The organism is Streptomyces sp. NPDC048436, assembly GCF_043200355.1.
GTDB lineage: Bacteria > Actinomycetota > Actinomycetes > Streptomycetales > Streptomycetaceae > Streptomyces.
Genome location: NZ_JBICXP010000007.1, coordinates 23,631 through 37,584, shown reverse-complemented (window position 1 = coordinate 37,584; position 13,954 = coordinate 23,631). Strand labels below are relative to the sequence as shown.

Sequence of the window (13,954 nt, the reverse complement as noted above, 5' to 3'; positions counted from 1 at the left end):
GCGGATCACGGCCGACCGGGGCCCGGCTACTGGCACACCACCTGGTCCCCGGTCAGCGCACCGAACTCGCCCTGGTAGGCATCCTCCGCCCGCACCTGCCTGACCTGCTTGAAGTCCTGGCCCGCGAGCACCTTCAGGACCGCGCCCTGCCCCCGCACCGCCCGCAGCTGGCAGCCCGGAAGCGCCGCCGCGAGGGACCTCGCCGAACGGTCCCAGCGGGGGTCGTACGTGACGATCGTGCGCGGCAGCGGCCTGCCCACCACGTTGCCCGGGGTCCGCGTCGTCCTGAAGCCGGTGGACTGCAGTGCGTAGTCGACCCGCCTGCCCAGGCCCGGCCTGCCCGTGCCGTTGTCGACCTGCACCCGGATCTGCTCCGGGGACACGTCGACGACGAAGGCCCGCTTGTGGCGCACGGCCAGGGGGCGGTCGTCGCGCAGCGCCTGGAAGAGCTTCTGTGACCTCTGCGGATCCCACCTCAGCGTCGAGCCGATGCCCGGCACGTTCACGCCCCGGCTCAGCAGCGGCACCGTGGTGAACTCCGACGACGACGGCGAGAAGCCGCGCATCCCGCGCCCCAGGGCGAGCATCTCGTTCGTACCGAAGCCCTTGTCGGCCCGGACCGAACCGAGCAGCGTCCTGCTCACGTCGCGGAACTTGAGCGGGTTGAGCAGCACCCCGCTGCTGGTCGCCTTCGAGATCAGCGCCGCGAGGAACCGCTGCTGGCGCTGCATCCGCCCCAGGTCCGACGAGCCGTCAACATGCCGTGTGCGGACGTACTGCAAGGCCTGCCCGCCGTTCAGCTTGTGCGTGCCGACCAGCATGTTGAGCCCGGTGTAGGAGTCCTGCAGCGGGCGGGTCGTGCAGATCTCGACGCCGCCGAGCACGTCCACGGTCTTCATGAAGCTGGTGAAGTCGACCTCCAGATAGTGGTCGATCTTGACCTTCGTCATGTTCTCGACGGTCCGCACGGTGAGGTTGGGACCGCCCTCGGCGTACGCCGCGTTCAGCTTGACCGGATGCGGCCTGTGCCTGTCGCCGGAGTTGCGGTCGATGTGCTCGGGCATCATGGCGAAGCTGTCCCGCGGCAGGCTCACGACGCTGGCGCGGTCCCGGTTCTCCGAGATGTGCACGATCATGACCGTGTCCGTGCAGTGGCAGGGGGCGCCGCCGAGGCGGTACTTCTGCTTCTCCGCCGGGGTGATCTTGTCCCGGCCGTCCGTGCCGACGAGCAGCACGTTCATGCCGTTGCCCCCCTTCGGCCGGTTCTTCATGTCCTTGAAGGCGTCCACCCGGTTGATCTCGGTGTCGAGACTGCTGACGACGCCGTGCCCGATGCCGGCCGCCGTGAGCACCGTCACGGAGAACGCGGTCGCCGCCCGCATGGCCCAGCGTGGCCGCTTGCGCTGTCTGACCGGCCGTCCCGTGACCTCCGCGCTCTGCGCGGGCTGCGCCGCGCGCGGTGGGCGGGGGCCGCGCTGAGGCGGGGTGGGGGAGCGGCGGGGCGGTGTGGGCACGTGGGGGGCACCTCCGCGAATTCGGGCCTGACCGGGACGGGTGGGGGGACCCGTGACGGGCCGGGGAATGCGAGAACCGTAGGCCCATACGATCTGCGGCCCGGGGTAGCGACCCGGGCGGCGCGCGCCGGTGTCCCCCATTCGCGGTAACGTGACGCCGATGAACGCGACGCCCGACGTGCAGCTTCCTGCCGTATCCGTGATCATGCCGGTGCTCAACGAGGAACGGCATCTGCGTGCTGCCGTGACCGCGATTCTCGAGCAGGACTACGACGGTGAGATGGAGGTCGTCGTCGCACTCGGCCCCTCCACCGACCGCACGGACGAGATCGCCGCCGAGCTGGTCGCCGAGACCGCGGGCAACCGCGCGAGGGTGCAGACGGTCCCCAACCCCACCGGACGCACACCGGCGGCCCTGAACGCCGCCATCAAGGCCTCCAGCCACCCGATAGTGGTGCGCGTGGACGGCCACGGCATCCTGTCGCCCGGCTACATCACTACCGCCGTACGCCTCCTTGAGGAGACCGGCGCGCAGAACGTCGGCGGCATCATGCACGCCGAGGGCGAGAACGACTGGGAGCACGCGGTCGCCGCCGCCATGACGTCGAAGATCGGCGTGGGCAACGCCGCCTTCCACACCGGCGGCGAGGCCCAGCAGGCGGAGACCGTCTACCTGGGGGTCTTCCGGCGCGAGGCCCTTGAGCAGCAGGGCGGGTACAACGAGGAGTTCATCCGCGCCCAGGACTGGGAGCTGAACTTCCGCATCCGTGAGGCCGGCGGGCTCATCTGGTTCTCGCCCGAGCTGAAGGTGCGGTACCGCCCCCGGCCCAGCGTGAAGGCGCTCGCCAAGCAGTACAAGGACTACGGCCGCTGGCGGCACGTCGTCGCCCGCTACCACGAGGGCTCGATCAACCTGCGCTATCTCGCGCCGCCGGTCGCGGTCTGCGCGATAGCGGCCGGCGTCGTCGTGGGCGCCCTGGTGACGCCCTGGGGCTTTGTGATCCCCGCCGGGTATGTCGCGGCGATCGTGGCGGGCTCGCTGCCCGCGGGCAAGGGGCTTCCGCTCAAGGCGCGCCTCCAGATCCCGGTGGCGCTCGCGACCATGCACATGTCGTGGGGCTGGGGCTTCCTCACCAGCCCGCGCGCGCTCGCCAGGAAGGTCATCGCCTCCCGGCGCCCGGCCGTGCTCAGCGAGGCCTGAGGACAGGTCCCGGCCCACCAGCGGTGGGCCGGGACCTGACCCGGTTCTCACTTCCAGGTGAACGCCGGGTCCACGTGCATGCACGCCTTCTTGTCCGAGCCGTTGAGCGCCTCGGCCGAGTCCGGCGTCTTGTCGTCCTGCTTCGACTTGGGGGGTGTGTTCCCCTCCCGCCAGTCGGCACCGACGACCAGGGTGACCCCCGAGACATCCGTCGACTTCTTCACCGAACTCAGCTTCATCCCGAGGGACTTGGCGACCCGCTGGGCATCGCCCTCCAGCTCGGCGCTCGGGAACTTGATGACCGTCTTCTCCTGGGCGAGCGCCGTCGTCGTGTCGGCGACCGTCTTGGTGAAGCCCTTCCCGGCGAGAATCTGCGTGACCGCGCTCGCGCGCCCGCTGACCGGCGGTTCGACGTTCGTGCGGGTGCCGTTCTGCACCCGCACGGCGATCTCGTCGTCCGCCGCCGCCGGATCGTCCGAGAGCTTCTCCTTGGCGGGCTTCTTCTTGCCCTTGCCGTCCAGCGAGATGTCGTCGCGTACGAGACGGAAGAGCTGCTCGGCGTCGCCCGGCTTGGGAATGACGCGGGCGCCCACGTACTCGTACGGCATGGTCGTCATCGTGGTCCGGTCCGGCGAGACCTTCTTGAGCTCGTTGCTGAGGTCGTAGAGCTTCTTCACGCTGCCGAGGCCGTCGTCGACCTTGAGCGCGCTGGTGGCCGTCTCGGCGAGCTTGCGCAGCTTGTTGGGGCTGCTCAGATTGGCGTTGTTCCGCAGCTCGCGCACCAGGGAGTTCATGTACATGTGCTGGGCCTTGGCGCGGCTGATGTCGGTGCCGCCGTCGAAGCCGTAGCGGGTGCGCAGCCACTGGAGGGCCTGCTTGCCCTTGATGTCCGTGGTGCCCTTCTCCAGCTTCAGACCGGAGCCGTGGCCCTGGCTGTCGCGCGAGTGGATGTTGGCGTCCACGCAGACCGGTACGCCGCCGATGGCGTCGGCCATGGAGACCACACCCGAGAAGTCCACCTCCATGAAGTGGTCGACGTGGATGTTGGTGAGCTTCTCCCAGGTGGCGACCGTGCAGCCGGGGCCGCCGCGGCCGAGCGTCTGGTTCGTCATCGTCCGCTGCGTCGACGCCGCGTAGACCTTGCCGTCGTCCGGGTCGGTGCACTTGGGGATATCGAGCAGGGTGTCGCGCGGCATGCTGACGACCGACATGTTCGTGCGGTCGGCCGACAGGTGCAGCAGCATCTGGACGTCGGCGAGCGGTGTGCCCCCGAAGGTCTCCTTGGCGCCGCCGAGCTTCTGGTTCTCCTTGGAGTCCCGCGCGTCCGAACCGATCAGAAGGATGTTCAGCGGGGTCTGGCCCGCCGCGTTCGGCGTGGGCTCGGGGGCCCGGTGCTCGCCGAGGTTCAGATCGTCGGTCTCCAGGTTGTTGTTCAGATGGCGGTACCAGAGGTATCCGGCGCCGGCCGTGCCGAGTATCAGTACCGAAAGGATCGTCGCCGACCAGCGCAGTACGCGACGTCTCCGGCGCGGAGGCCGACCGCCGGTGGCGCCGCCCCCACGGCGCTGCCTGCGGTGCCCGCTGCCACCCGAGGGCGCCCCACCCTCGGGCGGCCCCTCTTCCAAGCCGAGATCACTTGCGTGCGGGACGCGTGGTCGCGCCCCCTCCCCACGCACGCTGCTCTTCCCCATCCCCAGCCCCTCCCCTGCCATGAATTACGGCCATCCTGCGCCTTGTGAGACGCAGAATGGCCGCTTCAGGTCACTTGGCGCACACAGTCTTGTCGGCTTCGACCTTCTGGATGCCCTCCGGCGCCTTCGACGGAGCGCTGATCGGAACCCCCGCGCCCTTGAAGTCGCCGCCCAGCGTCAGCTTGATGGCGGGCAGACCCTGCGAGTTCTTCTCGCTCTTGCCCGGCTTCATCGCGGACCCGGGAAGGCCCATGATGTCGGCGAGCCGCCGGGCCTGGTCGGCCTGGTCGGGGGCGTACTCCAGCGTCGTCTTCTTGAGATCGGACGGCGCGTTGCCGAGCTGGCTGGCCTTGGACATGCCCTCAGTGTTCTGCAGCCACGTGAGAGTTGTCTGAGCGGCGCCGGTCTTGCCACTGCCGTTGTAGATGTCGACCCGTACCTCGGAGGCGGCGGACTTGCTGCCCTTGAGCCGGGCGGCCACCGCTGCCTTCTCCTTCTTCTGCTTCTTCTTCACCGCGGTCAGCGACTCGTCGGCGCGCATCATGGAGAACAGTTGCTCGGCCTTGGTCTCGTTCGGGACGACCGTCGTGTGGACCTTCTCCGCCGGGTTGTCGACCACGGGCACGGTCGCGAAGCTCAGGTTCTTCATGTCGAGCTTGCCGAGCTCCATGCCGAGGTCCCGGAGCTTCATGATGTTCGCGATCTTCGAGTCGACGGTGAGCGCCTCGGTGCCCGCCTCGGCGAGATCTATCATCTTCTTCGGGTTGGTCAGCGTGTCGTTCGACTTGAGCTTGCGCATCAGCGAGCTGAGGAACTGCTGTTGCAGCTCGATACGGCTCAAGTCGCCGCCGGTGCCCACGGAGTGCCGCGTACGGACGAACGCCAGCGCGTTCTCGCCCTCGATGGTGTGCTTGCCCTTGGGCAGCTTCAGATGCGAGTCCGGGTCGTCGATGTCCTTGGCGAGGCAGACGTCGACGCCGCCGACCGCGCTGGAGAGCGTCTTCACCGCGTTGAAGTCGGCCACCATGAAGTGGTCCATCTTGATGCCGGTGATCTTGGTGACCGTACGCATGGTGCAGCTGGGAGTGCGGTCGCTCTGACCGAGGCTCTCGTTGAAGCGCACGTTCTGCGAGCCGGGGATGGTCTTCTCGCTGCCGTCCTCCTGCTTCGTCGGGCAGTCCGGAATGTCCGTGATCATGTCGCGCGGGATGCTCAACGCGGTCGCGTTCGTACGGTCCTTGGAGACGTGCAGCAGGATCGTCGTGTCGGCGTGGCCGACGCTCCCCTTGTCGCCGTACTTCTCGTTGCCCGCGCCGCTGCGCTTGTCCGTGCCCATCACCAGGATGTTGATGGCGCGGTCCTTGCTGAAGCCGCCCGTGCCCGCGCCGTCGTCGTCGACCGAGGTGATGTTGTCGTTGAGGTGCTGGTAGTAGAGGTACCCGCTGACACCCGCCGCGACCAGGACGAAGGCGAGCGAGCCGCCCGTCCACATCAGGGCCTTCTTGCCCTTGGACTTCCGCGGCTTCTGCTTGCGCCGACCGCTCGCCGCCTCCGGCTGCGGACTACGGCGCCTGCGCTGAGGCGGCACCTCGCGCTGTCGCTCGTCACGGCGCTCGTCGCGTCGGCCATCGCGGCCGCGCGTTCCCTGGCGTGGCGAGGACCGCGTCGATCTGCGAGGTCCAGGCACTGCCGACTGCCCTCCGGAAGGGCTCAGTCGCAGTTCGTAATCGCCGGTGTCCGGGTTGAGCACCCACTGGTCTGCGGGGTCGATGTTCTCCGCCCGCCCACGGCCTTGCGCGTCCACGGTTGTCTGCGTCCTCCGTCGGGGCCACGCGGCGCCTTTCCCCCCTCAAGAAAGGCGCTCGGTCAATCGTCAAGCGGTGCGCGGCCCTGAAGGGCCCTGCGCACCGGATCGCTCACACTATCCGGCCAGTTCAGCGCCGAACGACGCCGGTGACAAATTCCACTCCCCTACAACTGGGCAATCCGCCCTATTTCTTTGTGCGGGGGGACTTCCGCTTGAGGATCGCTTTACTCGCAGGTCGTTCCGGCAGCCGTGTTGCCGCGGAATGTGGGTGCGGGACTCGGAGTTTGCGAAGGGTCGTCCGGCTTCTCGTCGCTCCCGTACTCATCGGAGTCGTCGTACTCATCGGAGCCGTCGGAGTCCTGGTGGTCCTCCGCGTCCGAGGAGTCTCCGGAGCCGTCATGGCCGCCTTGAGGCCGCTTGTCCCGCACGGCGGCGTCGGGCTCCTCGCGTGTCACTTGGAGGGGTGTGTCCGTACGAAGGCGGCTGAAGAGTTCCTCCGCCGCGGGCTCGACGAGTTCGTCGCGATTGGCGTCGTAGACATAGGACCGCCGGGGCGCCGTGAGGAACTGCACCTGTTCTGTGGGGATGTTGCGCATGCCGCGCACCAGTTCGTACAAACCACGCAAACTCGCCAGCGCCGGGTCCGTGGTCAGTGAAGAAGTGGCCGCGTCGAGAACCGGATAGAGCTTCCCTGGATTGAGCAGGACGTCATTGCTCTGCACCTTGTTGACGAGCGCCGCGAGGAACTGCTGCTGACGGTCCATCCGGTCGGTGTCACTGCCGTCGCCGATGCTCTTGCGGGCGCGCACGTAGCCGAGCGCCTGTTCGCCGTTGAGGGTCTGCTTGCCCGCGGCGATCTTCAGATGGGCGTCGGCGTCGTTGATGGGCGCCTTCAGGCAGACCTGTACGCCGTCGACCGCCTCGACCATGTCCTTGAACCCGGCGAAGTCCACGACCATGTGGTGGTCGACGCGGATCTTCGTCATCTTCTCGACCGTACGAATCGTGCAGGCCGTCCCGCCGAACTCGTACGCGAAGTTGAACTGGGCGAACTGGGCCCGGGTCCGGGAACCGTCGGGCCTGCGGCAGCTGGGGAGGTCCACCATCACGTCACGCGGGATCGACACCGCGGTCGCGCTCTGCCGGTCGGCCGCGAGGTGCAGCAGGATCGTGGTGTCCGAGCGCTGGGTGCCCCGGTCGCGGCCGTACTTCTTGTTGCCGGGTCCCGCCCGGGTGTCGGAGCCGATGAGCAGGATGTTCTGCGCGCCGTGCACGAGCGCCGTCGGGCGCTCCTTGTCGTAGCGCGCCAGCTCGGCCGCGGCGTCGGTGTCCTTGGTGATGTTTCTGTCGAGCTTGTTGTAGAGCGCCCATCCGATGCCGGCGGTGCCGAGCACGACCGTGGCGACGCCGATCGCCGTCCAGCGCAGCCACCGCCGCCTGCGCCGCGCGACGCCCGCACCCGTGGGAGTCGATCCCGCCCCGGGTGCGTACGTGGCCTTCGGCTCAGGCGTGGCGCCCTCCTGGTCCGGATGCTCCGGTCCGGAGGGCGTGCCTGCGGTGTCGGTCACGTGTGCGTCCACCCCTCGTAGCGACGTCGGTGCATGGTGCGCTCTTATGACCATGGACCGGCGCGGCGCCGGGGGCCCGTGGGCCAGGGGCTCACGTGGGCCGAACGGGGGAGGGATTACCCGGCGGTGGCGGTGACCCGCTCGTCCTCGACGCGCTTGGCGAGGCCGCCATCGGCGAGCCGGTCGAGGTGGCGGCAGAGCACCACGGAGCCGCCCGCCGCCAGCGGGGCGTAGAGGCCGGAGCTCAGGCCTTCCCAGGTGTCGTACGAAAGCCCCGACAGCAGCCGGGAGCCGGGCGCGAGCCCCAGCTTCCCGGCGTCGGCGCGGGCCCGCTCCACCAGCTCCGCGCCCGTCAGCTCGTCGGCGCCGTCGATGGCGAGGGCGGGCTCTTGCGGGTCCACGGGTGCGTACGGAGCGAAGCGGTCGCCCTGGGCCGGCACCTCGACCGCGTAGTCGATGAAGCCTGGCGGGGCCTGCGGGAAGCGCCCGCCGAGCGGCCGGAGCGCGAGCGCGACGCGCTCCCCGGAGCAGGCCCGCGCGGCGTCGAGCGAGTCGGGCCCGCTGACCACGAGGTCGGCGGCGGCCGGGTCGCCGCCCACGTCCGCGACGACGCCCACGGACGAACAGGCGAGCAGCCAGACCGCCGTCTGCCAGTGCGCGGGAAGCAGCAGCGCGAGCCGGTCGCCGGGCTCGGCGGCGAGATCGCCCTGGAGCAGATTGGCGGTCTTGGCCACCCAATTGGCGAAGGTGGCCACGGACAATTCGACGCGCTCGCCCGTGGCGTCGTCGTAGAAGGTGATCAGCGGGCGGCCCGGGTCCGCGGCGAGCGCGGATCGCAGCAGGTCGGCAGGGGTGCGGTCGGTGGCGTTCACGGGCGCAAGGGTACGCGGGCGCCCCGAACGGCCCGGGCGTGGCGGGGGAGTGCGGGCCACCGGTTCGGCGGACGGGAGTCGACGGACCGTCAAATCCCCAATGGACATAATTGTCCAAGTATGACAACTATCAGTCGTATGCGTGGATTTCTAGCTTCCTCGATCGGCGTCACGTGTGCGGCAGCCCTGGCGCTTCCCCTCACCCTGCCGTCGTCCGGCGCACGCGCCGCGACCCCGGCCGCTGAGTCACCCGCCGGGCCAGCCGCGGAATCGGTCCCGGGCAGCACTCAGTCACTCCCGCTCGCCCCACTCGGCGCCGTCCGTTCCCACGGCGGCACGTCCGGCGAGCAGGGCCTGCTCCGGCGCGAGGTGCGGCCCTTCTCCCTGGTGGGCGTCGTCTGGAACAACCCGGACGACGAACTGCACGGCAGCGTCCTGGTGCGCACCCGCGCCAGCGGCACCGGATCCTGGTCCGGCTGGCAGCCCGTGGAGACCCACAACCACGAGCACGCCGCCGACCCGGACGCCCCGGAGCGCACATCGGGCAGGGCCCGCGGCTCCACGGCGCCGCTCTGGGTCGGCGACTCGGACGGCGTGGAGATCCGGGTACGGGGGGAGGAGACGCAGACCCGGGCCGGCGGAGCCCGGCCCCCAGCGCGGGAGGTCCTCCCGGACGGCCTGCGTCTGGAACTCGTCGACCCCGGAGCCGAACCGCCCCCGCAGGGCAAACCGGCCGACGTCCCCCGCACCCCCGCCCTGACCGCCGAGGCCGCCGCCTCCTCCGAGGCCAACGCCGACCTGGCCCCGCTCGGCGCCGCCGTCATTCCGGCGCTCTCCAAGAAGGAGACGGAGTCCGAACTGATCGCCTCCCAGGGGGGTCCGAAGGACGCCGCGGGGAAGGCCAGGCCCTATGTGGGGCCCCGGCCGCGCATCATCACGCGCAAGGGCTGGGGCGCCAACGAGAAGCTCCGGGAGAAGCGCTTCGCGTACACGAGGACGGTGAAGGCGGCCTTCGTGCACCACAGCGCGTCCGGCAACAACTACCGCTGCTCGCAGGCGAGCTCAGTCCTGCGCAGTATCTACCGCTACCACGTCAAGAGCAGTGGCTGGCGTGACTTCGGCTACAACTTCGCGGTCGACAAGTGCGGAAACATCTACGAAGGACGTGCCGGAGGTGTGGCCAAGCCCGTCCTCGGGGCCCACACTCTCGGTTTCAACAGCAACAGCATGGGCATCGCCGTCCTCGGCAGCTTCGGCTACTCCAAGCCACCCGCGGTCGCCGTGAAGGCCATCGCCCGGCTGACCGCGTGGAAGCTCGGCCTGTACGGCGCGAACCCTCGGGGTAAGACGTATCTGAAGTCCGGCGGTGGCAATTTGTACAAGAAGGGCAGGAACGTCCGGCTCCATGTGATCTCCGGGCACCGTGACGGTTTCGCCACGGAATGTCCAGGCATCCGCCTCTACAAGAAACTGGGCAAGGCCCGGTCCACCGCGGCCCGCCTCCAGGGCCGTTGAGGTCATGGCTCACCACACAACCGCATAGCGCACCACACGACCGCAAAGCGCACTGCACGATCTGCAAAGCCATCTGCATACACTGGCCGGCCGCGACTCAAGTTCGGCCGGCCCCAGCAGGAAGCAGAGACGACAGGTGACAGAAGCGATCCTCCTGGTCGGCGGCAAGGGCACCCGGCTCCGTCCGCTCACGGTGCACACCCCCAAGCCGATGGTTCCGGCGGCGGGCGTCCCGTTCCTCACCCACCAGCTGGCCAGGGCCCGCGCGGCGGGCGTGGAGCACATCGTCCTGGCGACCTCCTACCTGGCCGAGGTCTTCGAGCCGTACTTCGGGGACGGCTCGGCGCTGGGTCTCCACATCGAGTACGTCACCGAGACCGAGCCCCTCGGCACGGGCGGCGCGATCCGCAACGTGGCATCGCGCCTCCGCTCAGGGCCCGAAGACCCGGTCCTGATCTTCAACGGCGACATCCTCACGGGCCTGGACATCCGCGCCCTGGTCACGACGCACGAGGAGTCGGGCGCCGACGTCTCCCTGCACCTCACGAAGGTCGAGGACCCCCGCGCGTACGGCCTCGTGCCGACCGACGGCACGGGCAGGGTGCAGGCCTTCCTGGAGAAGCCGCAGACGCCCGAGGAGATCGTCACCGACCAGATCAACGCGGGCGCGTACGTGTTCCGCCGCTCGGTCATCGACACGATCCCGGCGGGCCGCCCGGTCTCGGTCGAACGCGAGACGTTCCCCGACCTGCTGGCCTCCGGGGCCCACCTCCAGGGCATGGTCGACTCGACGTACTGGCTGGACCTGGGCACGCCCCAGGCCTTCGTACGCGGCTCCGCGGACCTGGTGCTCGGCCGCGCCCCGTCCCCGGCGATCCCCGGCCGCTGCGGCGACAGCCTGGTCCTGGCCACCGCCACGGTCGCCCCGGACGCGAAGCTCACCGGCGGCACGGTGATCGGCGACCACGCGGTGATCGGCGAAGGCGCGCGGGTGGACGGCAGCGCGATCCTGTCCGGCGCGATCGTCGAACCGAACGCCGTGATCACCGACTCACTGATCGGCGCGGACGCGAAGGTGGGCGCACGCACGGTCCTGGCGGGAGCGGTGATCGGCGACGGCGCGGAGATCGGCGCGGACAACGAACTGCGCGAGGGCGTACGGGTGTGGTGCGGGGCGAGGCTGCCGGCGGGGTCGGTCAGGTTCTCGTCGGACCAGTGAGATCCAGCCCGTCCGGCGTTTGAGGACGAACTCGGCGAAGCCGGTGATGCGGTAAGCAAGGCCCCTGCGCCGGAGCGGGTTTTTGGGAAGGGGTGGGGTAGGGGACAAAAAAGCCCCTACCCTCATACAGATGTCCTCCCGCTTCGCCCCCCACCCCACCCGCACCGCCCCGGTGCGCGGCGGCGAAACGGCGATCCCCCAGGGCATACCAGGCATACCCCGTCAGGCCACAGGCCAGACCCGCACCTGGACCCCGCCCCACCCCCTGAACCTGGCCCTGACGCTGGGCCCCCTGCGCAGGGGCCCCGCGGACCCCACGTTCCGCATCACCCCCGACGGCTCGGCCTGGCGGGCGACCCGCACCCCGCAGGGCCCCGGCACGCTCAGGGTGGCGGTCCGTTCCGGCACGGTGGAGGCGGAGGCCTGGGGCGAGGGCGCCGCCTGGCTCCTGGACCAGCTCCCGCAGCTGCTCGGCGAGGCGGACGACCCCACGGCCTTCACGCCCCGTCACCGCCTCCTGGCGACGACCGAGCACCGGCGGCCCGGCCTGCGCCTGACCCGTACGGGCCTGGTCCTGGAGTCCCTGATCCCGTCGATCCTGGAGCAGAAGGTCACGACGGACGAGGCGTACCGCGCCTGGCGTCTGCTGGTCCGCAAGTTCGGCGAACCGGCCCCGGGCCCGACCCCCGAACAGCTCCGGATGCACGTCATGCCGGACCCGAGGACCTGGACCCTGATCCCCTCCTGGGAGTGGCACAAGGCGGGCGTGGACAACAAACGCGCGTCGACGATCCTGCGGGCGACGCGCGTGGCCGCACGCCTGGAGGAGGCGGCGGCCATGGCCCCGCTCCAGGCCCAGGCCCGCCTGGAACTGATCCCGGGCATCGGCCCCTGGACGTCGGCGGAGACGGTGCAGCGCAGCAATGGCGCACCGGACGCGGTGACGGTGGGCGACCTCCATCTCCCGGGCATCGTCGGCTTCGCGCTGGCGGGCGACCGTACGGCGGACGACGAGGAGATGCTGCGGCTCCTGATCCCCTACGAGGGCCAGCGCCACCGGGCGGCCCGCCTGATCCTCCTGAGCGGCCACACCCCGCCCCGCAGGGAACCACGCATGCGAAAGACGAACATCGCGGCTTGGTAGGGCCCACTGCACGACAGAGCCCCGTAAGGGGCGCGGGGAACTGCGCGACAAGCCCCCACCGGCCCGCAGCTGAAAACAACAGGCGGCCCGGAGCACTACCGCACCTCGACGAAGTCCCCCGCATCCCGCGCCGCCCGAGCGCCCGCCGCAACCGCCGCATGCCCCACGGCGACCGCCCCCATCGGATCCCACGACTCCGGCAGCCCAAGCACACCCCGTACGACATCCCGGCAGAACATCGTGGACGAAACCCACGCCGAGCCAAGACGCTCCCCGGCCAGCGCGACGAGGAAGTTCTGCACCCCGGCCCCGGTCGCGACGACGAACATCTCGCGCTCGGCCGCGTCCCGCCGCTCATCCCCGTACGTATGAGAGCCGTCCATGACGAGGCAGGGCACCACCAGGTAAGGGGCCTTGCGCAGGACGTCCCCGCGCCGCACCCGCTTCGCGACGGACTCGGCGGATTTGCCGTCCCGCTCCAGGTCGGCGACCCACGCGTCCCGCATCGCGTCGAGCAGTCCTGTCCGCGATTCCGCGGACTCAAGGAGGACGAACCGCCACGGCGTCGTGTGATGCGGCGCGGGGGCCGTCACCGCCGCCGCCACGGCCCGCCGCACGGCCCCGGGGTCCACCGGCTCGTCCGTGAACTCCCGCACGGTCCGCCGCTGCGTCACCGCTTCCCGCACGGCCTCGGACGTACCGAGCCGGAACATGTCGTCGCGGGAGCTCCGCACCATGACCCGCGCCCCCTCGTCGGTCTCCCCGCTCTCCCCGACGATGTGCGCAAGCCCGCGGACCACCGCGACCGGCAGCCCCCCGGCCTTCCCCTTGACCAGGTCGCCCGCGGCGGCCAGCTCGTCCGCGGTGGCGACGACCGTCGCGCTCAGCGGATTTCCGTACGCGTCGAACCCGCCCCGAAGATCGTCGAGCACCCGCACGCCCGCCGCCCCGATGGCGACATCGGTGAGCCCATTGCGCCAGGGGCGCCCGAAGGTGTCCGTGACGACGACGCCCACGTCCACGCCCAGCGCGTCCCGCAGGCCCTCCCGCACCGCGCGGGCGGAGGCGTCGGAGTCCTCGGGCAGCAGAAGCACCGTCCCGGGCGGCGTGTTGGAGGCGTCGACCCCGGCGGCGGCCATGACAAGACCCTGCCGGTTCTCGACGATGCGCAGGGTCCCGCGCCGGGCCACGACCCGCACGGTCTCCGCGTCGATGGCGGCCTCGCGGTCGCTCGCCTCGACGACGCGGCCCTCGGCCTTGCTGACGATCTTGGAGGTGATCAGCAGGACGTCCCCGTCGGCGAGCCCCGGCTCCGCGGCGGCGATCAGCTTGGCGAGGTCGTCACCCTGCCGGACCTCGGGCAGTCCGGGCACGGCCCAGACACGGAACGACGGCGACGTCATGACCCCGGCCTCGGCCTCGG

Annotated in this window: 10 protein-coding genes; 4 read left to right on the top strand and 6 right to left on the bottom strand. The window is 70.3% G+C overall.

What is annotated here, in order from left to right:
* Nucleotides 1-26 precede the first annotated feature (26 nt).
* Nucleotides 27-1,655: an LCP family protein gene (locus ACGFX9_RS23965; protein ID WP_393475500.1), complete on the bottom strand. Its 1,629-nt coding sequence runs from the start codon at nucleotides 1,653-1,655 to the stop codon at nucleotides 27-29.
* Between the two features lie 19 nt (nucleotides 1,656-1,674).
* Between ACGFX9_RS23965 and ACGFX9_RS23960 the strand changes: the two genes are divergently transcribed.
* Nucleotides 1,675-2,715 carry a glycosyltransferase family 2 protein gene (locus tag ACGFX9_RS23960; RefSeq protein WP_393475498.1) on the top strand — a complete coding sequence of 347 codons (1,041 nt, stop codon included), beginning with the start codon at nucleotides 1,675-1,677 and terminating at the stop codon, nucleotides 2,713-2,715.
* Nucleotides 2,716-2,762: 47 nt separating this feature from the next.
* On the opposite strand, the gene ACGFX9_RS23955 is transcribed toward ACGFX9_RS23960, so the two are convergent.
* The 4 genes from ACGFX9_RS23955 to ACGFX9_RS23940 form a co-directional block, all read right to left on the bottom strand.
* Nucleotides 2,763-4,406, bottom strand: coding sequence for an LCP family protein (locus ACGFX9_RS23955; RefSeq protein WP_393475495.1), 1,644 nt, complete (start codon nucleotides 4,404-4,406; stop codon nucleotides 2,763-2,765).
* 70 nt (nucleotides 4,407-4,476) lie between these two features.
* Entirely contained in the window at nucleotides 4,477-6,210 is a 1,734-nt protein-coding gene (locus ACGFX9_RS23950) for an LCP family protein (RefSeq protein ID WP_393475492.1), read from the bottom strand.
* Nucleotides 6,211-6,437: 227 nt separating this feature from the next.
* The gene (locus tag ACGFX9_RS23945; RefSeq protein ID WP_393475489.1) at nucleotides 6,438-7,781 is read right to left on the bottom strand and encodes an LCP family protein; all 1,344 of its coding nucleotides are present in this window, start codon (nucleotides 7,779-7,781) and stop codon (nucleotides 6,438-6,440) included.
* A 116-nt stretch (nucleotides 7,782-7,897) separates the two neighbouring features.
* On the bottom strand, nucleotides 7,898-8,653 hold the full coding sequence (locus tag ACGFX9_RS23940) for a TIGR03089 family protein (protein ID WP_393475487.1): 756 nt from the start codon (nucleotides 8,651-8,653) through the stop codon (nucleotides 7,898-7,900).
* A 138-nt stretch (nucleotides 8,654-8,791) separates the two neighbouring features.
* Between ACGFX9_RS23940 and ACGFX9_RS23935 the strand changes: the two genes are divergently transcribed.
* The 3 genes from ACGFX9_RS23935 to ACGFX9_RS23925 all read left to right on the top strand — a co-directional run bounded on the left by ACGFX9_RS23935 (nucleotide 8,792) and on the right by ACGFX9_RS23925 (nucleotide 12,531).
* Nucleotides 8,792-10,168 carry a peptidoglycan recognition protein gene (locus tag ACGFX9_RS23935; protein WP_393475485.1) on the top strand — a complete coding sequence of 459 codons (1,377 nt, stop codon included), beginning with the start codon at nucleotides 8,792-8,794 and terminating at the stop codon, nucleotides 10,166-10,168.
* 136 nt (nucleotides 10,169-10,304) lie between these two features.
* A complete protein-coding gene (locus tag ACGFX9_RS23930) occupies nucleotides 10,305-11,387 on the top strand; it encodes a sugar phosphate nucleotidyltransferase (RefSeq protein ID WP_393475482.1) in 1,083 nt (360 codons plus the stop codon).
* A gap of 130 nt (nucleotides 11,388-11,517) precedes the next feature.
* A complete protein-coding gene (locus ACGFX9_RS23925) occupies nucleotides 11,518-12,531 on the top strand; it encodes a DNA-3-methyladenine glycosylase family protein (protein WP_393475479.1) in 1,014 nt (337 codons plus the stop codon).
* Between the two features lie 95 nt (nucleotides 12,532-12,626).
* Here ACGFX9_RS23925 and ACGFX9_RS23920 read toward each other — a convergent pair whose 3' ends face one another.
* On the bottom strand, nucleotides 12,627-13,934 hold the full coding sequence (locus tag ACGFX9_RS23920) for a coenzyme F420-0:L-glutamate ligase (protein WP_393476548.1): 1,308 nt from the start codon (nucleotides 13,932-13,934) through the stop codon (nucleotides 12,627-12,629).
* Between the last annotated feature and the right edge of the window lie 20 nt (nucleotides 13,935-13,954).

What these genes read in the sequence shown, in the direction of transcription:
- ACGFX9_RS23965 (WP_393475500.1), bottom strand. Translation starts at nt 1,655, where the DNA reads ATGGGGGACACCGGCGCGCGCCGCCCGGGTCGCTACCCCGGGCCGCAG.
- ACGFX9_RS23960 (WP_393475498.1), top strand. Translation starts at nt 1,675, where the DNA reads ATGAACGCGACGCCCGACGTGCAGCTTCCTGCCGTATCCGTGATCATG.
- ACGFX9_RS23955 (WP_393475495.1), bottom strand. Translation starts at nt 4,406, where the DNA reads ATGGGGAAGAGCAGCGTGCGTGGGGAGGGGGCGCGACCACGCGTCCCG.
- ACGFX9_RS23935 (WP_393475485.1), top strand. Translation starts at nt 8,792, where the DNA reads ATGCGTGGATTTCTAGCTTCCTCGATCGGCGTCACGTGTGCGGCAGCC.
- ACGFX9_RS23925 (WP_393475479.1), top strand. Translation starts at nt 11,518, where the DNA reads ATGTCCTCCCGCTTCGCCCCCCACCCCACCCGCACCGCCCCGGTGCGC.
- ACGFX9_RS23920 (WP_393476548.1), bottom strand. Translation starts at nt 13,934, where the DNA reads ATGACGTCGCCGTCGTTCCGTGTCTGGGCCGTGCCCGGACTGCCCGAG.